18 protein-coding genes are annotated in these 19,244 nt (G+C 61.3%); 8 read left to right on the top strand and 10 right to left on the bottom strand.

The annotated features are described in order from the left end of the window. Positions 1-220: 220 nt before the first annotated feature. The gene (locus F6X37_RS05480) at positions 221-1,102 is read left to right on the top strand and encodes a LysR family transcriptional regulator (protein WP_184069476.1); all 882 of its coding nucleotides are present in this window, start codon (positions 221-223) and stop codon (positions 1,100-1,102) included. A gap of 9 nt (positions 1,103-1,111) precedes the next feature. Here F6X37_RS05480 and F6X37_RS05485 read toward each other — a convergent pair whose 3' ends face one another. The 5 genes from F6X37_RS05485 to F6X37_RS05505 form a co-directional block, all read right to left on the bottom strand. After that, on the bottom strand, positions 1,112-2,404 hold the full coding sequence (locus F6X37_RS05485) for an acetyl-CoA carboxylase biotin carboxylase subunit family protein (RefSeq protein ID WP_090807534.1): 1,293 nt from the start codon (positions 2,402-2,404) through the stop codon (positions 1,112-1,114). Positions 2,405-2,406: 2 nt separating this feature from the next. After that, positions 2,407-3,630 (bottom strand): MFS transporter, encoded by a 1,224-nt coding sequence (locus F6X37_RS05490; RefSeq protein WP_090807536.1) that lies wholly within the window; start codon positions 3,628-3,630, stop codon positions 2,407-2,409. A gap of 126 nt (positions 3,631-3,756) precedes the next feature. Continuing rightward, complete coding sequence (locus tag F6X37_RS05495) at positions 3,757-4,041, bottom strand: YciI family protein (RefSeq protein WP_244144900.1); 285 nt, start codon at positions 4,039-4,041, stop codon at positions 3,757-3,759. Positions 4,042-4,483: 442 nt separating this feature from the next. Beyond that, positions 4,484-7,408: an EAL domain-containing protein gene (locus F6X37_RS05500; protein ID WP_187610591.1), complete on the bottom strand. Its 2,925-nt coding sequence runs from the start codon at positions 7,406-7,408 to the stop codon at positions 4,484-4,486. Further along, positions 7,405-8,640 carry an ABC transporter substrate-binding protein gene (locus tag F6X37_RS05505; protein ID WP_262419819.1) on the bottom strand — a complete coding sequence of 412 codons (1,236 nt, stop codon included), beginning with the start codon at positions 8,638-8,640 and terminating at the stop codon, positions 7,405-7,407. The genes F6X37_RS05500 and F6X37_RS05505 overlap by 4 nt, the downstream gene beginning before the upstream one ends. Positions 8,641-9,449: 809 nt before the next feature. On the opposite strand from F6X37_RS05505, the gene F6X37_RS05510 reads away from it, so the two are divergent. Then, complete coding sequence (locus F6X37_RS05510) at positions 9,450-9,764, top strand: DUF4148 domain-containing protein (RefSeq protein ID WP_184024579.1); 315 nt, start codon at positions 9,450-9,452, stop codon at positions 9,762-9,764. A 274-nt stretch (positions 9,765-10,038) separates the two neighbouring features. Here F6X37_RS05510 and F6X37_RS05515 read toward each other — a convergent pair whose 3' ends face one another. Both F6X37_RS05515 and F6X37_RS05520 read right to left on the bottom strand, forming a co-directional pair. Beyond that, positions 10,039-10,287 carry a hypothetical protein gene (locus tag F6X37_RS05515; RefSeq protein ID WP_187610593.1) on the bottom strand — a complete coding sequence of 83 codons (249 nt, stop codon included), beginning with the start codon at positions 10,285-10,287 and terminating at the stop codon, positions 10,039-10,041. 184 nt (positions 10,288-10,471) lie between these two features. Then, the gene (locus F6X37_RS05520) at positions 10,472-11,518 is read right to left on the bottom strand and encodes a phytoene/squalene synthase family protein (RefSeq protein WP_187610594.1); all 1,047 of its coding nucleotides are present in this window, start codon (positions 11,516-11,518) and stop codon (positions 10,472-10,474) included. Positions 11,519-12,023: 505 nt separating this feature from the next. On the opposite strand from F6X37_RS05520, the gene F6X37_RS05525 reads away from it, so the two are divergent. The 3 genes from F6X37_RS05525 to tehA all read left to right on the top strand — a co-directional run bounded on the left by F6X37_RS05525 (position 12,024) and on the right by tehA (position 15,119). Next, a complete protein-coding gene (locus F6X37_RS05525) occupies positions 12,024-13,559 on the top strand; it encodes an ATPase domain-containing protein (RefSeq protein WP_222944765.1) in 1,536 nt (511 codons plus the stop codon). 6 nt (positions 13,560-13,565) lie between these two features. Further along, positions 13,566-13,916: a PleD family two-component system response regulator gene (locus tag F6X37_RS05530; protein ID WP_090807552.1), complete on the top strand. Its 351-nt coding sequence runs from the start codon at positions 13,566-13,568 to the stop codon at positions 13,914-13,916. 180 nt (positions 13,917-14,096) lie between these two features. Further along, positions 14,097-15,119 (top strand): dicarboxylate transporter/tellurite-resistance protein TehA, encoded by a 1,023-nt coding sequence (gene tehA / locus F6X37_RS05535; protein WP_187610595.1) that lies wholly within the window; start codon positions 14,097-14,099, stop codon positions 15,117-15,119. Between the two features lie 65 nt (positions 15,120-15,184). Here the strand turns inward: tehA and F6X37_RS05540 are convergent, their stop codons facing one another. Next, positions 15,185-15,676 (bottom strand): DUF4126 domain-containing protein, encoded by a 492-nt coding sequence (locus F6X37_RS05540; RefSeq protein WP_090807556.1) that lies wholly within the window; start codon positions 15,674-15,676, stop codon positions 15,185-15,187. Positions 15,677-16,016: 340 nt separating this feature from the next. On the opposite strand from F6X37_RS05540, the gene F6X37_RS05545 reads away from it, so the two are divergent. Further along, positions 16,017-16,895, top strand: coding sequence for a LysR family transcriptional regulator (locus F6X37_RS05545; RefSeq protein WP_187610596.1), 879 nt, complete (start codon positions 16,017-16,019; stop codon positions 16,893-16,895). Positions 16,896-16,899: 4 nt separating this feature from the next. Here the strand turns inward: F6X37_RS05545 and F6X37_RS05550 are convergent, their stop codons facing one another. Beyond that, positions 16,900-17,151, bottom strand: coding sequence for a hypothetical protein (locus tag F6X37_RS05550; RefSeq protein ID WP_090807560.1), 252 nt, complete (start codon positions 17,149-17,151; stop codon positions 16,900-16,902). 40 nt (positions 17,152-17,191) lie between these two features. Then, positions 17,192-17,713: a lecithin retinol acyltransferase family protein gene (locus tag F6X37_RS05555; RefSeq protein ID WP_090807562.1), complete on the bottom strand. Its 522-nt coding sequence runs from the start codon at positions 17,711-17,713 to the stop codon at positions 17,192-17,194. A gap of 450 nt (positions 17,714-18,163) precedes the next feature. Between F6X37_RS05555 and F6X37_RS05560 the strand changes: the two genes are divergently transcribed. Both F6X37_RS05560 and F6X37_RS05565 read left to right on the top strand, forming a co-directional pair. After that, entirely contained in the window at positions 18,164-18,451 is a 288-nt protein-coding gene (locus F6X37_RS05560) for a hypothetical protein (protein ID WP_090807566.1), read from the top strand. Between the two features lie 5 nt (positions 18,452-18,456). Next, on the top strand, positions 18,457-19,227 hold the full coding sequence (locus F6X37_RS05565; protein WP_090807568.1) for a PP2C family protein-serine/threonine phosphatase: 771 nt from the start codon (positions 18,457-18,459) through the stop codon (positions 19,225-19,227). The last annotated feature ends 17 nt before the right edge of the window (positions 19,228-19,244 follow it).

The raw sequence follows: 19,244 nt of genomic DNA on the forward strand, positions 1-19,244 counted from the left end.
ATATCTACAAATGGTCTCGATGCATCTGCAGATTTGCAGTCTTGAACTGCAAAATTGCAGTGCATAACAATTTATACAGACGTGCCTGCACTTAATTATCCATATTGATTTAAAACAGCGGCGCGCGACCAGTGATTTCACATTGTTTGACTATTGGCGCATATCGGTGATGCAGTTATGATCCGATCCAGACGATAGATCGCGTAAGGAAATACGGTGTATGTCAAAAGAAAACTGGGACGACCTGCGGGTCGTGCTGGCCGCTTCGCGGACCGGCAATTTCGGCGAGGCGGCGCGTCTGCTGTCAGTTAACGAAAGCACGGTGGTCAGGCGGATTGCTCAGGTCGAAGAGCGGTTGGCCGCGCGCCTGTTCGATCGCGTCAAAGGCAAACTGACGCTGACGGATGCGGGCCTCGAAATCGCCAGCCTCGCCGAGCGCATCGAGATCGAAGTGCAAAGCTCCACGCGGACGATTTCCGGCGCCGATGTTCGCGTCGCCGGCACCGTACGCGTCACGTCGGTGCCGATCCTCACCAACCGTATTCTCATTCCGGCGTTGCCGAATCTGCTCGGCCAGCATCCAGACCTCAACGTCGAACTGGTCGCTGAAGCGCGTTCGCTGAGTTTGACCAAGCGTGAAGCGGATATCGCGATTCGCCTCGCGCGGCCGCGCGACGAAGTCAGCGTGGTCGCGAGAAAACTGGGCGATCTGCCGTATGGTGTCTATCTGCGCGAGGGCGCGGCAGAAGACACGCTGCGATGGGTCACCTACGATGATCGGATGAACGATCTGCCGCAAGCGGAGTGGATGGCGAAAACCATCGGACTTGGACAAGGGTCGGCGGGCCAGGTGATGGTCAACGATGCGGAGGCGCTGCTCGCCTGTGTACAGGAAGGTCTGGGCAAAACGCTGCTGCCGGTCGCCGTCGGCGAGAGCATCGGCGGCCTTGTCCGTGCGACGCAATTTCCTTGCGACCTGACACGCGAAATCTGGCTGCTCGTGCATCCCGACCTGCGCAAGCTGAACCGGGTGCGCACGGTTATTGACTGGGCCGCGGCGACGGTGAACGCGCTCGCGTCGCGCCACGCCGCCGGGTGTTGAGGCGAGCGCTTAGCGGAACAGATAGTCTTCGCTCGAACTGCGCAGTTTGATGCCGGTCGCCCGAGCCGTTTGACCGATGATCCACTCGGCCAGTAGGCTGCTTTCGTGCGCCGATGCGCCGACCACCTGAAAGTGAAACGGGCACGTACTGCTGTCCATTTTCGCCACCCGCGTGCCGCGGCTGACGTCGAAGCGCCAGCCGGCCAAACGTTCCTTGAACGGCGCGTTCCAGTGCGGCGCGATCGCTTTTTCCACCTGCGTCGATTCCGCCGCGCCGATCATTCTGGTGGTCGCCGCCTGGATCGGCACGATGTCGCGGCACGCGAGCGGCATCGCGCGCGTCAGGTACATGTCGACGAGCAGATCGTACGCGTCGATGTCGGTCGCAAGCTTGAAAACCGTCGGCATGTTGCCGCCCATGATGCGCGGATTCGCCTCCACCAGCACCGGCCCGTGTTCGCTCAGAATGATCTCAATGTGGAAGATGCCGAAGTCCAGCCCCACGCTGCGCACGACCTCGACTGCGTAAGCGCGCAATGCATCCGCCACTTCCGACGACACGGGAGCCGGTATCGTCGTGCCCAGTTCGATCGCGGGTTCGTCAATGCAGCGCTTTCTGGCGGAGACGATCAGCGGCACCACTTCGCCGGCGGCCGCCGCGACCTCGACGGATAACAGCGGCCCGTCGATGTAATCCTCGAGCAGCGTTTGCGGTGAAATCGCGTCCAGCAAACCGGCAGGCAACGCAAGCTGCTTGCCCAGCGAGGCGAAGTACGCGCGCAGCCGGTCTTCGTCGTCGATCTTCTCAGCCAGGATACTGCCGCCGCCGCTCAACGGTTTCGCGATGACCGGATAGCCGATGTGCGCCGCGCGCACGAGTGCCAGCTCAAGAGTGTCGACGACGAAATGGCCGACAGACCTCAGGCCGCTCGCGCTGATCCGGTCGCGGCAAGCGGCCTTGTTCTGCGCCAGCGACAACGCGGCCGGATCGGTGCCCGCGAGGCCCAATCGCTGCGCGCAACGCGCCACCGAACTCGCGCAGTACTCAAGCACCGTCACCACCGCGTCGAGCGGATGTTCACGGTTCAGCTCGGACAGCGCGGCAAACAGTTCGTCCTCGTCTCTCGACGCATCGATGCGGACGATCCGGTCGGCCAGACCGCGTGCTTCGATCGTCGACAGATCGCCGAGAAATTCGACAAACTGCTTCGACGAAACGAACGTGACTTCGTGTCCGCGGCGCTTCGCGGCAAGCAGCGCATTCAATCCGACCGGATTACTGTCGACAAACGCGATATGCATGATTACCCCACTTCTTTTTCAAGGAAGCCGGCTTGGTTCCCGAACGCCGCCCGGCGAAACCGGGCGAACAGCGGCACCAGCGCGGCGATGACTATCACGATGAGCGTGACCGGCGCGAAGCCGATTTCGCTCACCAGATAACTGCCGCCCAGCGAGACGGCCAGCATCAGGCCGAGCGCCCACGCATTCGCGTTGGCCATGATTCTGGGCATGCTTGCCGACGGCACAGAGGTGAGCACGAAGCGCATATGCACGCAGTACGCGGCCTCGAAGCCGAACGCGAACACCGCGTACATCGGCACGCCGAACGCAGGGCGCGTGATGAAGATCAGCGGAATCAGCGTGGCGAGCGCGAGGCAGTGCGACAGTGGCCCGATCGTGCGATAGCGGCCGCCCGCGACACCGATGCGCGCCGCCGCGAGCGCGCCGACCACATACGCGATATTAGTAACGGCCTGCAGCAGCGCGATACCCGATGCCGGCATGCCGAGCTGGTCGACAGCGAAGACCGAACGGGCGATGTTGTGATACCCCTGAAAGAGCGCCACCGCGGCAATGAAATAGACGAGCGCCGATTGCGCATCCGGATCGGCGCGCTCGTTCACCGCGCGCGATTTGCCGGCCTGATCGGCGGGTTGGCGTGCTTTGGCGACCGTCGCATAGCTGCAGGCCGAAATCAGGTGAAGCGCGATCGACAGTGCGATGACCTGCTGCGAACTCAGACGCGGCAGGAACAGCGCGCCGGCCAGCGCACCCACACCGCCGCCGAACAGCATCGCTGTGTTGTAGTACGACGCGGCGCGATCCAGCGTGGCGCCCGTAAAAAGCCGCTTGACCGCGACGGGGCGCGCGACCTTCGACAGGTTGTCGAACGTGCCCTTGACAACGAGAATCCCGAGCAACGGATAGAGATCGTTCAGCAGCCGCATCGCGACCAGCAACGAAAGCGCCGACCCCACTTCCGCCGCGATCAGAAGCGAGCGCCCGTCGTATCGCGAAGCGAGCGACCTAATCAGCGGCAACGCCAGCACTGCCGGCACCCACTGTGTCAGGACGATGCCGTTTGAAAAGACCGGGGAGTGGGTTTGTGTGAACACGGCGGCTGACAGTGTCATCAGCAGCAGGAAGGTTGCGACCGTTGACGCGAATATCGCCGCCCAGATTCGCACGAACGTCGCGTCGCGCACGACCCAGGTTTCCGGCAGGTTGAATGACCGTTGATTCACGGAATCCTCTGCCTTTTCGGCTAGTTAAATGATCGAGATGAACTTGATAAAGCCGCGCACGCTGAATATAAGCGGCGATGCTTAAAATTCAATTTCTTATCTAAAGTAAGCATCCAACCAGCGAAGCTATACATTCCGCCTAACCGTCGAAAACACCTGGGGCCATTCAAAAATGCGAAACGACTTTCTCAAACCGGTCGGCCAGAATGGATCTTCCTTGATTAAACCGAGGACCTGCTCCGGCGTTTCCGCCTCGACCACCCACAGGCCGCCTGCACCGGTGCCGTCAGCCGTGTCGATCAGCGGTCCGGCCTGCAGAAACGCCGCCTTGTTTTTTTGAAGAAACGCCAGATGGAGTTTCATATTTTCCGCACGAGCAGAGGCAATCGCCTCGTTGTCCTCGAACTGCACACAGTAAATCATTTTATTTTCCCGAATGACGCTATGCTGGACATAGTAGCATCGGTACGGCAGGTTTTACCCGCGCATATTTGCCTGGCAGAATTGCATTAATGCGGGCGGTTGGGATGAACTTTGCGCTGTTCAATCCCATGGATTAGAACCGCAGTCCGTTGAGAAACTGAAACCAGAACTCGCCGGGCGTAGCGGCGGGATCGTTACGCGCTCAACTGGTCGCCGGTTTCCGGATGGAGCTGAATTTGTCTGCAAGCCCTGCCGGTAGATGCTTGTTTAGCCTTTGAAGATAGCGATAACGGTGCCCACGCGGCTGCTAGTGCCGGTATGGCTGTGGCCGTCGTTCCAGAGCTAAAACCAGCGGCTGCCGAGGTCGCCGAATTGAGCTTTCGGATATTGGGGAAACTTGACGTAGCGGTTGAACACGTTGCTGACTGGTTCAAGACGCGCGCCTGGCTGTCGGCCACACCCGCTCCTCAAATTGATCAGGCGGAACCGGCTCCGAATACAAAAAGCCTTGCGCAAAGTCACAACCCACGGCGGCGAGAAAATCACGTTGATCCGTCGTCTCGACCCCCTCGGCAATAACCTGCAATCCCAACTTGTGAGCGAGCATGACCATTGCTTCGCAGAGCGCCTGATTGCCGCCGTCGAAACCGAGGTTCTGTACGAATGAACGGTCGATCTTGAGATAATCGATGTCGAAGCGCTTCAGATAGGCTAAGGACGAGTAACCGGTCCCGAAGTCGTCGATCGAAATCCCGATTCCTGCCTCGCGGAAACTCAGCAACTTCTCGTTCAATTCGGCGTCCAGTAACAGCCCTTCGGTTATTTCAATTGCCACGCTCTGTCTAGGCATGCCTTGCCGAATGAGGTATTCCGACCATTGGATACACACCAGATTGTCCTGGCGAATCTGCACCGGTGAAATGTTGACACTGATCTGAAACGATGGATGAAATCGTCGGCGCCATTGATGCGCCTGGCGCACGGCCTGTTTGAACACCCAATCGCCGATCGGAACGATGAGCCCCGTGTCTTCGGCCAATGCGATGAAATCCAATGGACTGATCGTGCCGCGCACAGGGTGCAGCCAGCGAATTAGCGCTTCAGCTTTGTAAATTTCGCCAGTCGCCAGATTGACGATAGGCTGGTAATAAACACGGAACTGTTCGACTTGCAGGGCGGTACGTAGATCGCTCGTGAGACGCTGGCGCTTTTCTGCCGCCACTTGCAACTCGGGCGTAAAGTAGTGGAAACGGTTGCGCCCCGCGGCTTTGGCCGCGTACATGGCCTGGTCGGCATTCTTGAAAAGAACATCCAGTTCTGTCCCGTCGTCAGGGTAAAGCGTGACTCCGACACTCGCAGAAATGAAAGCCTCGTCCGGACCAAGCTTGAAGGGTTGGGCCAGCGCGGCGATGATCGTCTTCGCGATCTGCTCGATGCTCCCGGTGTCGTCCAACTCGGGCAGAATCACCGTGAACTCGTCACCGCCAAGTCGAGCGACCGTGTCGAATTCACGCACACACGAGGTAATGCGCCTCGCGGCCTCGATCAGCAGGATGTCGCCCATATCGTGTCCGAGCGAGTCGTTGACCTCCTTGAAGCGGTCGAGATCGATCAGCATCAAGGCCATCGGCCGCCCGGAGCGATGGGACACGCCGGCTTCGTGCTCGAGACGGGCATGAAACATCTGGCGGTTCGGGAGATGGGTCAGCGCATCGTAATTAGCCTGTTTCCATATCGTTGCCTCGAATGCCATCCGGTCCGACAAATCACGACCGACCGCCAACACGGAGTTCACCTCGCCCGACGCGTCGATCTCTGGAGTGAGCCTGATATGGCTGCACTGTTCCTGTCCGTCCTTACTGAGCCATCTCAGTTCGAATTGGCGACTTTTCCCGGTTGCAATGGTTTCGCTGATCTTCTTCTCGTAAGCCAGCGCGTTAGCACCGCCCGGTATCTCTGAGGGCCGTTTGCCGAGCGATTCGCGAAGGCTGCGGGCCGCCGAGACACAGAAAGCCGGATTGGCGTAGGTGCGGCGCAGCTCCCGGTCGTAGCGCGTGATCGTGTCAGGTGAATTCTCGATCAACGTGCGCGACTCCTGCTCTTTGGCGACGAGCTCGGCCGTTCGCTCGATGACCGTCTGCTCCAAGGTAGCGTTGATCTCGTTGATCTTCTGGATCTTCTGCCCGATCGCCGCACTCATTCGTTCGAACCTGTGCGCCAATCTGCCCAATTCATCCTTTACGCCAATCTCACTGCGCGCGTCCACCGATGCCTCCGCCTCTGCGCCTGCATCGCTACCGGTGTCGTCCATCCTTCGCACCAGATCTTTGAGCGGTACAGAGATGCTGTGTGAAATGAAGTTGGCGAGGAAGATCGAAAGCAGAAACCCCGAAATGCCCACCAGTATGATCTGATCGCGTACGGACTGTGCCTCCGCCGTCAACTTCTTCTCCGGGATCGTACTGACCACAAACCATTTTGTGCCGGCGATACCCGTGTATGCAGCGAGATATCGGTCGCCATTCTTGCCATGGAAGTCGACGAAGCCATTTGGCTCGCCGTGCGGATCGGCGTTTGTGATTCTTTCGAGCAGACCCGGTTCAGCCTTTCCGTCGGTGCTCATTGAAGAGCCGTCGGCACGAACAATCAGCTTGTCGCTGCTGGCGTCAAGTACATAGATCTCCGTTCCACTGCCCACGGCGACGTCATTGAAAATCGATGAGAAATACTCGGGGCGAATCACTAGAACCAGATTACCGATCTGTCGATTGTCGCTCTTGTCGATGATGGCGCGCACCATCCCGAGATCTTGCTGACCGGCCCCGTTGTCATAGCTGCCCCAGTAAGGCCGGCCATTTCGATCGGGAGCCTGTTGGACCAGATGCACCACACTTCGCGTCAATTGCGCGAACGCCTGGGTGTCCGTGATCCGGTTGTCCTTGTCGAGCAAATATTTCTGGTTGATGAAATCAACCGCGCCGTAGTGCTCCAGGAGCAGTCGGGTCAGATCCTGGCGAGCTTCGCTCTGCTCCTTTTCATTGCCGTGTGCGACGCGGGTCAGCGCGTCTTGAACCTGATCGGAGAGCACCAGAAGGCTGCTCTCCGTCTCGATCTGCTCCATCCGCAACGAGATGTTTTTGGATACCTGTTTGACTACCTCTTTGGAAAATATCTCCGCTTTGTGCTTGAACTCTGCTGTTGACTCCACATACGATATGTAGCTGGAGACAAGTATCGGTATCAGCGAAAGCAGGATAAACGCGGTTATCAGCCGGTAGCGAATTTCGACCCGGCGCAGCAGATCCAACGAGAAGTAGGCGAATGCGCTTCGCAGCCAGGCGATCAGTGGGCTCATTTGTAGTGCATCTTCGCTTCATTCTTAACAGACTCGTCCAGGAGTTTTGCAGCCTGCATTGGCGTGATTTTCCTGAACAGCACATCCTGTATCAATCGATGCAAGCGCTCGATGGAATTGGAAGGTAGAAACGAATAGTACGGGCTGCCGGTCACAGCGTAGCGACTGACCATGTTCGTGTAGTCGACAATCTTCTGATCGCTCACCACCATGCCCGGGAACTGCTTGAATGGGGAAATGTTCTGGCGCTTGATCTGGAGGATGGAAAACCCCTGCCCAGCGACGAACTCGAGAAAACGCATTGCCGCGGCCTTGTTGGGCGTTTCCGACACCGCAAACCCGGTTTCGCTGCCGATCACGGGCACCACCTGCTCGCCTGGCGCGTTCCAGGGCGGGATGAGCACGCCAACTTCAAAGGGATTGCCGTGCAGCAACAGACCGGCTGCCCAACTACCGTGAAAAGCCATTGCGACCTTGCCCTCCTTGAATAGCCGTATGCCATCATCGTAGCCAGTTGTCATGAACGATTCCTGTACGAAACCCCGTTCCGGCATCAGCCTGATCCTGGCGAAAATATCCGCTACCTCGGGGGTGTTCAAATCCAGCGTGCCATCGCTGATTTTGTCCTTCCAGTCTGGCTCGCGCGCAACCACATTGTTAGCAAAGCCTGAACTGAAGGGGCCGTTGCCGAGCATATTTGGGAAGCCGCCGTTCCACATTATTGGCGTATAGCCCGCACGTTTGAGCTGTTCGCAAACCGCCAGGAATTCGTTGAAATTGGTCGGCAGTTCCCTGATCCCCGCCTTCGCAAACATGTCCTCGTTGTAATAGATCAAAGTCGTAGCCATTCCCCCCGCTATTCCAAAGTGCCTGGATTGGCGACTGGTCCAGTCCTTTTTGAGAGGATCGAGCATGTTGTTCCAGGCGGATGTCTTGCTAACGTCGGCGAGGAGCCCTTGATCGGCCAGGTCGGCCGCGTAGGCATTCGGGTTGATACTCACCAGATCGGGCAAGTTGCCGGAGGCGATCCGCGGCTTGATATTTTCTTCCACCGAATTGCCAATCATGAACTGCACATCCACGTGTATGTCCGGATTCAGCTTGCTGAATTCGGCAGCAATCTGAAGCATTTCTTCCGGCCAGTCAGGAGCCCAGATCAAGGCGGTGATGGTGGTACTGGCCGGCCCGCTCGTGTTCGAAGAATCGTGGTCTCGCTGATGGCAACCGCACAACGAGAAAAGAATGAAACAGGCCAAGACCGACAGCAAGGAGCCAAACTCAGTTTGTCGCACGTGGGGTTCACTTTTTCAGGTTCGGCTTGGATTGGGCGGCCCTCGGCAGAGGCTATGGGCGCATTCGATGGCAAACCGGTGAAACTTTCATCGCGGTCGAATCACTTGCATAACCATGGCGGCGTCCCTGCAGCGGTAAGTTGTGACGAAGCCCGGCATGCCGCTGCGCATTTCATCGCAAATCTTTCTCGCTGCCGGCCGATCTTTTGTCATCGACGACGCCTATCGATCGGTACCGGAATGTTTATAAAACAGGGCTGCTTAGAGCTCTTGACGGGTCGGCACTCACACGGCATATCGGCAACAGACGCAGATACTTTAACTGAAGGGAACGCCTGTACTTCCGGTCGTCCGCTCAGGGCCGATGACCCGCCGAGCGACTGGCAGGAATGGATGGCCGCTGTAGTTTGGAAACTGCCGAATATGTGGTGATGGGTTCACGGTCGGCTTGGGGTCGATTTGACGCAATCGCGGACCACCTTACTCCCGCAAGGGATGTCGACCGCCCGGATCAATCACGAACTGTGGCAGCAGTCGTTCCCCGACCTCGCATAGTTTTCATTTCCTGTGACACCGGACACACGTCTACGCGTTAACCCTAAAAGTTCCGTCGCTTTATATCAATTTTCGCAACAAATATTACCTATCTCACGAGTTACTCTGTCCAGTTCGCCAAATTACAATGCAATCACTGACTACGAACAAGCAAGTTCGCAGCAAGATAAAACCCTGAACTGGAGGTAAGTATCATGAAATCGCTGATTCAAGCCGTTGTCATCGCCGTCGCTGTCGCCGCTCCGGTCGCCGCGTTCGCGCAAGCCAACCAGCCCGTGACCCGCGCTCAAGTGCGCGCCGAGCTGATCCAACTGGAAAAGGCCGGCTATCAACCTGGTCACGCCGACCCGCACTACCCGGCTGACATCCAGGCTGCGCAAGCCCGCGTCGACGCGCAAAACGGCGTCGGTCAAGCCGCTACCGGCTTCGGTGGTGTGGTGAGCGGTACGTCGCAAACGAGCCATGCGGCTCCGACGAGTGGCCCGAAGTCGGTCTACTTCGGTCAGTAAGCGGTAGGTGGCAGGCGGTTCGTCAAGCGCAGCTGTATGGCCACGAAGCCCTACGGCGAAACGAACCGCGAGCACTTCCAAATAGCGCGTCCTTGCGACGCGCACCCCGATTCAAATGAACTGGCCCGCGACTCGGGTATCTCCGAGCGCGGGCCAGTTCGTATGTGGTTACCTCCGTCATCGGGCTCCCGATGACTTCGCCCAGGCCTTCACGGTCTGGGCGCTTTTTCGCACCGCTCTGCGTGCGCCGCGATGAATTCTCAGCTGCCCGCGCTCAGTCGCGTGCGATCAGATCGCCGACCTGGCCGCGCCCGGTCACGAGGCAACTCGACAGGAAGCTCTCGCTCTGCGCGCTCGCGCCAGCGTCACCAAAGCCCTTTTTCAACGCGTCCGATTTGACGAGCGCCGCGCCCTGGTGACACGTAATCGTGCCGACCTCGCCCGCCTGCGCACGCATCAACGCCCGATCCGCCATCAGATAGCCAAGCAAAAGCACCAACGCAATATTGAACGCTTGTCGCATGGGTCGTCTCCTTTTCGAAGAGACTAACGTGAAGCGCGAATGCAGTGGCCTGGGGCTTTCCCGATTGTTGAAGATTCAATGATCCAGAATAAATCGCGGCTACTGCGGGCGATTCGTAGTGCATTGAAGCGATTCAGTTTTATTCGATGCGCGTGACTGTGAGCGCAACCGTAGGCGTTTACGCCTACAGCCGAGTTTCGATCCGCGCGATGCGGCTATTGATCGCATGGCGCACCAGCGCATTCGACGGCACCAGCAGCAGCGATGACGCGATGATCCGATACACGTCATGGCGCGTCACCTTCGACACTTTCGCCGGATCGAGCCACGCGTCGTTATCCGCGAGCAGCAGTAAGGTGTCGAGGCCGATGAGGATCGGCCACAGGCAGGCGAGCCGCAAGCGCACCGCGCTCACCGGAATCGCGAGCGTATAGGCGAGCGCCGCGCGGAAATGATCGAGCGTCTTGCGCAGCAGTTCGACGAGCAGCGGCCGCGCGCGCATCGAATTGGCCGGTTGCAGCAGATCGCGCGCGCTCAGACCGTGGCGCTCGAGCATGCTCTGCGGCAGATAGCAGCGGCCGATGCGCAAATCTTTTCCGCAATCGCGCAGCACGTTGGTCATCTGCAATGCCTTGCCGAAACGCACGCCACGCTGCTTCATCGTGTCGGGTTGTTCTTTCAGCGTGCCCGGCATGTGCGCGTAAGTCATCGTGGTCCAGAACTCGCCGACGCAGCCCGCGACCAGATACGTATAGCGATCGAGTTCGTCGTATTCGCGCAGCGCCGCGATCTGGCCGGAGCGTTCGTCGGGGAACGTGCGTAGATCGAATTCCATGCCCTCGGTCAGCGTCGTGACGATCGCGCGCACCGAGTGGCAGTCGGACTCGCTCAGTTGCGCGAGCACGTCGAGCGCGGGGCTCAACGATTCGAGCAGCAGCTTTTCATCCGACTGCGCCTGCTGACCCGCGACTTCCGCGGCGATGCGCTGGAACGGCGCGCTGTCGACGGCCACGCCATTGACCTGATCGCGCAACGCGAGCAGCAATTCGAGGCGTTGGCCCGGCGCGATCAGCGAGGTGTCCGCAATCGTATCGGCCGCGCGCGCGAGCAGATACGCAAGGCCGATCGGATCGCGCATGCCGATGGGCAGCACGCGCAGCGTCAGATAGAAGGAGCGTGAAACGCCTTTCAGGAGCGGGCCGAGAAGAAAGGCCCGGGTCGGATTCGGCATGGGTTGGATCGGTTGGCAAATAGGCGGGTGAAAGCCCGCTGGGATCAGGCGCTGCCGAATTGTATACGGCGAGGCGCGTCACCCGGTACACCATGAACCAGCATCAGAAGCCGTCCGCCGAAGCCGGCGCCGCTCGCAGCCGTCGTTCGAACCTGCACCTGACCTATCTGATCGGCAGCCTCGACCGAAGCCTGCGGCGCCGTATGAGCGAAGTGCTCGCCTTTCCGTTTCATTGCATCGGTTTGCAAGTTCGACCGGCCACCGCACTTCACTCCCCCTCATACCGCATGCACCGGCTCCTCGCCGCCGGCCTTTTTCGCCCTCTCACGCCGCCATGTCGAGCACACGCCGTTCGCCGGGCAAGCGTTGCCGGATAGACTCCCCGCATTTCACGCCGCGGGACACTGTCGCTCGCGACCGGGAATGGGGATTGCTGCCCCAACGGATTTGAGCACAGGACGGTTACGACCAGGCCGTCGCTTGCACTTTGAACGACACATCGACAATGACTACCGACGCATCCAACACGTCCCGCCCGTCCGACGCGGCGCGACCTAACGCGGCCCGGCCTGACGCGGCGCGACCTGACGCGGCCCGACGCAATGTCGAAACCGGCGTGCCCGGTTTCGACGAGATCCTCGGCGGCGGTCTGGTGAGCGGTGGCGTCTATCTACTGGAGGGCATGGCCGGCGCCGGCAAGACGATCCTGTCGAGCCAGATCGGTTTTCATCGGGTGCGGCAAGGCGAGAAAGTGCTGTACATGACGCTGATCGCCGAATCGCACGACAAGCTGCTCGGTCACCTGAAAGGCCTGAGCTTTTTCGACGAAGCCGCGGTCGCGCAGCAGATGCTGTTCGTGTCCGGCTATCACGAGCTGATGCAGGACGGCCTCGACGGTTTCCTGAAGCTGATCGCGTCGAGCATCTACGACTACCGGCCGAGCCTGATGATCATCGACGGCTTTCGCAGCGCGCGCGAATTCAGCGAAACCGAGCTGTCGCTGTCGAAGTTCATCCACGAGCTGAACGCGCTGGTCGCCGCGATGGACTGCACGACACTGCTGCTCGCGCCGCTGTCGGGCAACGAGTCGCATCCCGAGCACACGCTGGTGGACGGTCTGATCGAGCTGAACAGCTATCACGACGGCATGCGGCGCGCGCGCGAAATCGAAGTGCACAAGATGCGCGCGCGCGATCATCTGATGGGCAAGCACTTCTTCCGCATCGCCGGCAGCGGGCTGCTGATGTTCCCGCGCCTCGAAGCGCAGTGCGCGGAGCAAGCGGGCCCCGTCGATCTGAAAGCACGGCTCGGCTTCGGCTTGCTGCACCTGGACAACCTGCTCGGCGGCGGCTTCGCGCAAGGCGCGACGACCACGCTGATCGGTCCGTCGGGCGTCGGCAAGACGCTGCTGTGCCTGCAGTTCCTCGCGGCCGGTCTCGCACGCGGCGAGCGTTGCGTGTATCTCGGCTTCTACGAGAGTCCGCAGAGACTCATCGGCAAGGCCGAAGCGGTGTCGATCGCGCTTGCCGATGCGTGGCAGGACGGTCGTCTGATGGTGCTTTGGCACCCGGCGATCGAACTCGCGGTCGATGAAATCGCGTCGAAAGCGCTCGCCACCGTCAAGCAGACCAGCGCGACGCGCATCGTGATCGACGGCGTCGAGGGCTTTCGCGATTCGGCGTTGCGTACCGAGCGCTTCGACCTGTTCCTGAACGCACTGCTGCATCAGTTGCGCGAAGCGGCCATCACGACGCTCGTCACGGAGGAGCTGCCGCTGTACAGCGATCCGGGTCACGCGAAGGCCGTGCGCGTGTCGGCGCTGACCGAAAACCTCGTGCTGCTGCGCTACGCCGAGACCGAAGGCGGACTGCGGCGCGTGATTTCGGTGGTGAAGCAACGCGAAAGCGCGCACGACACGTCACTGCGCGAACTGTCGATTTCGTCGCAAGGACTCGACGTGATCGACGGCTCGCCCGGCGCCGCCGGCATCCAATCGACGCCGGGCCTGTCGGCCACGCTGCAATTGGGGCGAAAAACCTAGCCGCCCATGAAAACCATTCTGGTGGTGGACGACGAGTTCGACATCCTCACGGTGTGGCGGCTGCTGCTGGAACGACACGGCTATGCGGTACGGACGGCGTCGAACGGCTCCGTCGCGCTCGAACTGGTCCGTTCGAGCCGGCCCGATATCATCGTGTCCGATTGCATGATGCCGGTCATGTCGGGCCTCCAGTTGTGCACGACGCTGTATGAGGACCCAGAGCTGCGCGAGATTCCGATCATCCTGTGCAGCGCCGCATCGGACATTCCGGTGCAGCCGAATCCACATTTTGCCTACGCGCGCAAGCCGCTTTCGTTCGACCAGCTGCTGGCGATGCTGGTGCGCATGGGCGGTTGACGGCCGCCCTTCCTCCCCCCGCCTTCTCTGCCCCTTTCCCCCGCTAAAACACAGCTTGAGACGCTCGCGCCATTTGTCGAGCGTTTGCAGCGTTCTGCGATTCTCCGTGGCCTTTTACAGTGGGCCATCGATCGCGCATGGCCAGCAACCCGCAGCGCGACGCAACTTTCGGAGGTCGTCATGAACAGCAATCGTGGTGCGGTTCCCGCTGGCTTCTTGAGCATCGCGGTGGGCTCGTTGGCGCTGGCCAACCTGTGGCGCGTCGCAATCCGCCTGTGGCACTTGCCGGCCGTCGCCGGCAGCGTGGTGACGATCGCGGCGCTCGCCGTCTGGGCGATCATTCTGTTCGCCTACGCGCACAAGTGGTTCGCACGGACCGACGACGCACGCGCCGAACTGAATCATCCGGTGCAGTCTTCGTTCGTCGCGCTCGCGCCGATCTCAACGCTGCTTGCCGCGCAACTGCTGCAGCCGTACGCGCATACCCTCGCGCTGACGCTGTATGGCATCGCGGCGATCGCGCAACTTGGGCTCGGCGTCCATCTACAGGGCAAGCTGTGGCAAGGCGGCCGCAAGCCCGAACTGACCACGCCGGCGATCTATCTGCCGACGGTCGGAGCGGGCTTCGTCGCGGCGGCGAGCTCGGCCGCATTCGGCTTCCATCAACTGGGCGAGCTGTTTTTCGGCGGCGGCATGCTGGCGTGGCTCGCGCTCGAATCGATGATCCTGCATCGCGCCGCCGTGCATGAACCGCTGCCCGAAGCGCTGCGCCCGACCCTCGGCGTGCAACTCGCGCCGCCAGTCGTCGGTGGTGTCGCGTATTTGAGCCTCACCAGCGGCACGCCCGACCTGTTCGCCTACGCGCTGCTCGGCTACGGTCTCTATCAGGCGCTGATGCTGCTGCGTTTGCTGCCGTGGATCCGCCAACAGGCATTCGTGCCCGGCTACTGGGCGTTCAGCTTCGGCGTAGCGGCGTTGCCGACGATGGCCCTGCGTCTCGTCGAACGCGGCGCGACGGGTCCGATCGAATTCGCGGCACCGGTTCTGTTCGTGGTGGCGAACGCGATCATCGCGATTCTGGTCGTGAAGACGCTTCAACTGCTCGTGCAAGGCAAGCTGATGCCGCCCGTGGCGGCGAGTTCGACGGCGGCGGCGCCGGTCACGCAAGTCACGACGGCCGCGCGAATCGCCCGGGTTCAATAAGCTGCGGGCAGCGACCGAACGCGGCGGCGACGCGCAAAGCGTCCCGCCGCGTTTTTGCGTTCGTGTCAGAACCCGTGCAACGATACGACGATCAACGCAGCCGCGACGATCGCGACCACGTCCTCGATCAACGCCGCGGGCGCATCGCGCCCGAACATGCTGGCGAGCGAACTGCGCACCTTCGCGCCGCCGAGCGTGCCGATCACCGCGCCTACCGCGCCGACCACCGCGCCCACCACCCCGACGATCATGCCCCCCGCCAGGCCGCCATGCGCGCCGCTAATCGCCGCGCCGCTCAGCGCACCGAGCACGATTCGCGCGCCGAACTGCAGCGGCACCTTGCGGCTCGGCGTTTCGGGCAATTGATCCGTGATCAGTTCGATGACCGCCAGCACGGTGAAGATATACGGCGTGGCCGCGAAGCCGAGGAAGGCAAGCGACGTGCCTTGCAGCGGCAGCCATCCCAGACGCGCGGCCCAGCTGACGGCGGTGGGGGCGATCATCGAGCGAAGGCCGGCGACGACGCCAATCAGCAAGGCCAGAACATACACGGACATAGCGGACTCCCGATCGAGGGCAATGATGCAAGGTTGCACAAGCCGACGGCTTACCTGGACGAACGTCGGCAGAACATGTCGAGCATTCCATCTGGACAGTCAACTTCTCACCACCTACATCGAGGCAATCCGTGGCGGCCGTTCACCGTTGCTCACAATTGCCGGCTCTTCATTGCCGACTCGCCATCGCGCGTCTGGCGCGGCGCCGGGCATGCGATTGCCCCCGTCGATGTGGCCCCAGTGTCGCACAATTCGACTAGCGAATAAGAGACAGGGAGTCGGCGAAGTGGGCCGATGGTGATAAGTTAGCCCACTCACAAGAAAATCTTGTATCTGCACCATGAGACCGTATCTTCCGCTCAACGCGCTGCGCGCGTTCGAATCGTCCGCGCGGCATCTGAGCTTCACGCGCGCGGCGCAAGAGCTGAACGTGACCCAAGCCGCGGTCAGCCAGCAGGTCCGCTCGCTGGAGGAGCGGCTCGGCACCGCGCTATTCAAGCGTTTGCCGCGCGGCCTCGCGATGACCGACGAAGGGCTCGCGCTGCGCCCCGTGCTGTCCGACGCGTTCGATCGTATCGAGGCGGTGCTCAAGCAGTTCGACGGCGGGCATTTTCACGAGGTGCTGACGGTCGGTGTGGTCGGCACGTTCGCGCTCGGCTGGCTGATGCCGCGCCTGAAGTCGTTTCGCGACGCGCATCCGTTCGTCGAGCTGCGGCTGCTGACCAATAACAACCTCGTCGACCTCGCGACCGAGGGCCTCGATTTCGCGATCCGTTTCGGCGACGGCACCTGGCCCGGCTCGCTCGCCACCAAACTGCTCGACGCGCCGCTCGCGCTGCTCTGCACGCCCGAGATCGCCGCGCGCCTCGCGCGGCCCGACGATCTCGCCAACGAAACGCTGCTGCGCTCGTACCGCATGGACGACTGGATGAACTGGTTCGCGGCCGCGGGCATCGCGCCGCGGCCGGTGCGCGGACCGGTGTTCGATTCGTCGCGGTTGATGGTGGAAGCGGCGATACAGGGCGCGGGCATCGCGCTCGTGCCTGCGTTGATGTTCGAAAGGGAGATCAATACCGGGCGTCTGGTGCGCCCGTTCGACGTCGAGGTCAAGGCGGGCAGTTACTGGCTGACCTGCCTGAAGGGCAAGCCGATGACGCCGGCGATGTTGCTGTTCAGTCAGTGGCTTGCCACGGAAGCGGCCACGGCGGGTCACGCATGAGTTTCTACGCGGCCGTGCGGCAATACCCGTTCATCGCGGGCCGCTCGGCTTGCGGCGGGAACACGTTCCACGATCCGTCGCCGTGGCGGAAGAAGAAAATCGACAGCAATCCTGCCGGCTTCAACGCCTGCACACATACATAGCGTTGCTGTTGCGACGCGCGATGGCAGAACCGCACCACGCGCGCGGGCATCGACGGCGTGGGCGCGAGCCATTTGTCGACGGCCCAGTGCAAGCTTTTTTCTGCGGCTACCATGATGTTCTCCTCGAATCGTCCCGTTCCCGACGCGCTGCGTTCACGCGACTTGCGCGAGTTGCGCCACGCGGTGTTCGTTCCTCGCCCCGCTCTCGACAAACGCCTTCACGAGGCACAGCAGTGCGCGCATGCCCGTGCTCGGATGGCGCAAGCAGCAATGCACCTGTTCGCTGCGGCTTTCGCCGAGCAGACACCACGCGCAGAAGTGTTCGCAGTTGTTGGTCAGCAGGCGATAGCGGTTTTCGCCGAGGCGGGAGCGCGCGCGGCGCACCGCATCGGCGCCGACGTAGATCGCGCTCGGCGTGGCGCGAACCGACAGCGAATGGCCGGCGGCGAAGCGCGCGAGTTCGACTTCCTCGACCGGTCCGGGATGCGCGGAGGCCGCAAAGCCCGAGTAGTGCACGACGCGGCCATTGCCGACATAGATGCCGTGATGTTCGTAGCCGTTGCGTTGCGTGACCAGGTGCGCGCCGATCGGCAGATCGATCGTCGATGATGCGGTGTCGCAAGCGGCTGCGGATTGCGGGTCGTCGTCGCGTGTATCGAGCGTTTGGGTGTTCATGGCTGGCCTCGTTCGCATTTCCAACACTGTTGCGACAGCTTGTGCATCATCCGGGCCAGGCGCCGGAAAACCCCTGTTTACAGGGTTGACGGCCGATCGAGCGGTTTTCTGAAGAGGAAGATGTCAGGACGGGACCAACAGAAATCGCGCTGATCTGTTGGTGTGCGACGCTCATTTGCGAGTCGTGTCGCGAGTTGATTTCAACTGAATGGAGAACCCGTGGGACCCCGCCGAATGTGTTGGGTCTCACACCTGTTCGAACGTGGGCTTGTTGGCCGCGAGCCGACCGATCGCGTCGACCGCGTTCGTGGTAAAGCCGCGCAAGCCGCGCCAGTCAATGCGCCGCGGGCTTCGCGTCGAATCCGCCCCCGATTGGCATGACCTTTGCAGCGTTGGGTGCAGAGTCCATTCAGCCGCGCGCATTGCGCACGCGGCCAACCGGAGAACGACATGTCCTGCATCAAATTGAACGACCTCTCGCTGAACCTCGCGCTCGATCGCAAAGCGATGGCGGCGATTCGCGGTGGCGGCGGCGCGCCATGGATCTATGGCTGGATTCAGCCGTACGTGCCGCAAACGCCGAGCATTGGGCCGGTGGTCAATCTGTACGAGGTCTCCAACAACTTCTATGCTAACCAAATGATCAACCAGTTCCAGTCGGTCGACGTACGCAACACCGGCGCGAACGCGAACCTCACCGTGTCTCCGGACGCACGCAACCGAAACGATATGGTGTAGCCGTTGTGACATGCGAGAGCCAATTTCGCTGGACGTCGTCCGCGCGTTCCGACACGGGACGGGTCCGCGAAATCAACGAAGATGCCTGCCTCGACGAACCCGAAGCGGGACGCTGGGCTGTCGCCGATGGGATGGGCGGTCACGCGGTCGGCGACGTTGCCAGCCGCACCGTGATCGACGCGTTGACTCAGCTGGCGGCGCCGCACGGCCTCAGAATGCTGATCGCCGATGTACGCACGCGTCTGCAAACCGCGAACCGTCAATTGCGCGACGAAGCCGCGCGCCGCCAGGTGCAGCGCATCGGCAGCACCGTGGTCGTGCTGCTTGCATGCGATCGCTTCTGCGGCTACGTGTGGGCCGGCGACAGCCGCATCTACCTGTACCGCGCGGGGCAATTGCGGCAACTGACGCGCGATCACAGCCAGGTCGAGGAGCTGCGCTCGCTCGGCGTCATCACCGACGAAGAGGCGCGCCATCATCCCGCGCAGCACATGATCACGCGCGCGGTCGGGGCAACGGATTCGCTCGAACTCGACGACGACGCGATCGAAGTCGCCGACGGCGACGTGTTCCTGTTGTGCAGCGACGGTCTTAGCAACGAACTGAGCGACGACGAGATCGCCGCCGTGCTGACCACGGCGGAGCGCGAAAACGCAAGTTGCGAACTCGTCGACCTCGCGCTCGCGCGCGGCGGGCGCGACAACATCACCGCAGTGGTCGTCGAAGCGCAGGACCCGAATGCGGCGGACAAGACCTTGCTGAACCCGGCGCCTTGACGATCTTCAGGCGCGCG

The organism is Paraburkholderia sp. 31.1 (assembly GCF_014397645.1).
Lineage (GTDB): Bacteria > Pseudomonadota > Gammaproteobacteria > Burkholderiales > Burkholderiaceae > Paraburkholderia > Paraburkholderia tuberum.

What these genes read in the sequence shown, in the direction of transcription:
- F6X37_RS05550 (WP_090807560.1), bottom strand. Translation starts at nt 17,151, where the DNA reads ATGGTAGCCGCAGAAAAAAGCTTGCACTGGGCCGTCGACAAATGGCTC.
- F6X37_RS05480 (WP_184069476.1), top strand. Translation starts at nt 221, where the DNA reads ATGTCAAAAGAAAACTGGGACGACCTGCGGGTCGTGCTGGCCGCTTCG.
- F6X37_RS05485 (WP_090807534.1), bottom strand. Translation starts at nt 2,404, where the DNA reads ATGCATATCGCGTTTGTCGACAGTAATCCGGTCGGATTGAATGCGCTG.
- F6X37_RS05545 (WP_187610596.1), top strand. Translation starts at nt 16,017, where the DNA reads ATGAGACCGTATCTTCCGCTCAACGCGCTGCGCGCGTTCGAATCGTCC.
- tehA (WP_187610595.1), top strand. Translation starts at nt 14,097, where the DNA reads ATGAACAGCAATCGTGGTGCGGTTCCCGCTGGCTTCTTGAGCATCGCG.
- F6X37_RS05530 (WP_090807552.1), top strand. Translation starts at nt 13,566, where the DNA reads ATGAAAACCATTCTGGTGGTGGACGACGAGTTCGACATCCTCACGGTG.
- F6X37_RS05555 (WP_090807562.1), bottom strand. Translation starts at nt 17,713, where the DNA reads ATGAACACCCAAACGCTCGATACACGCGACGACGACCCGCAATCCGCA.
- F6X37_RS05500 (WP_187610591.1), bottom strand. Translation starts at nt 7,408, where the DNA reads ATGAGCCCACTGATCGCCTGGCTGCGAAGCGCATTCGCCTACTTCTCG.
- F6X37_RS05510 (WP_184024579.1), top strand. Translation starts at nt 9,450, where the DNA reads ATGAAATCGCTGATTCAAGCCGTTGTCATCGCCGTCGCTGTCGCCGCT.
- F6X37_RS05540 (WP_090807556.1), bottom strand. Translation starts at nt 15,676, where the DNA reads ATGTCCGTGTATGTTCTGGCCTTGCTGATTGGCGTCGTCGCCGGCCTT.
- F6X37_RS05520 (WP_187610594.1), bottom strand. Translation starts at nt 11,518, where the DNA reads ATGCCGAATCCGACCCGGGCCTTTCTTCTCGGCCCGCTCCTGAAAGGC.
- F6X37_RS05515 (WP_187610593.1), bottom strand. Translation starts at nt 10,287, where the DNA reads ATGCGACAAGCGTTCAATATTGCGTTGGTGCTTTTGCTTGGCTATCTG.
- F6X37_RS05560 (WP_090807566.1), top strand. Translation starts at nt 18,164, where the DNA reads ATGTCCTGCATCAAATTGAACGACCTCTCGCTGAACCTCGCGCTCGAT.
- F6X37_RS05525 (WP_222944765.1), top strand. Translation starts at nt 12,024, where the DNA reads ATGACTACCGACGCATCCAACACGTCCCGCCCGTCCGACGCGGCGCGA.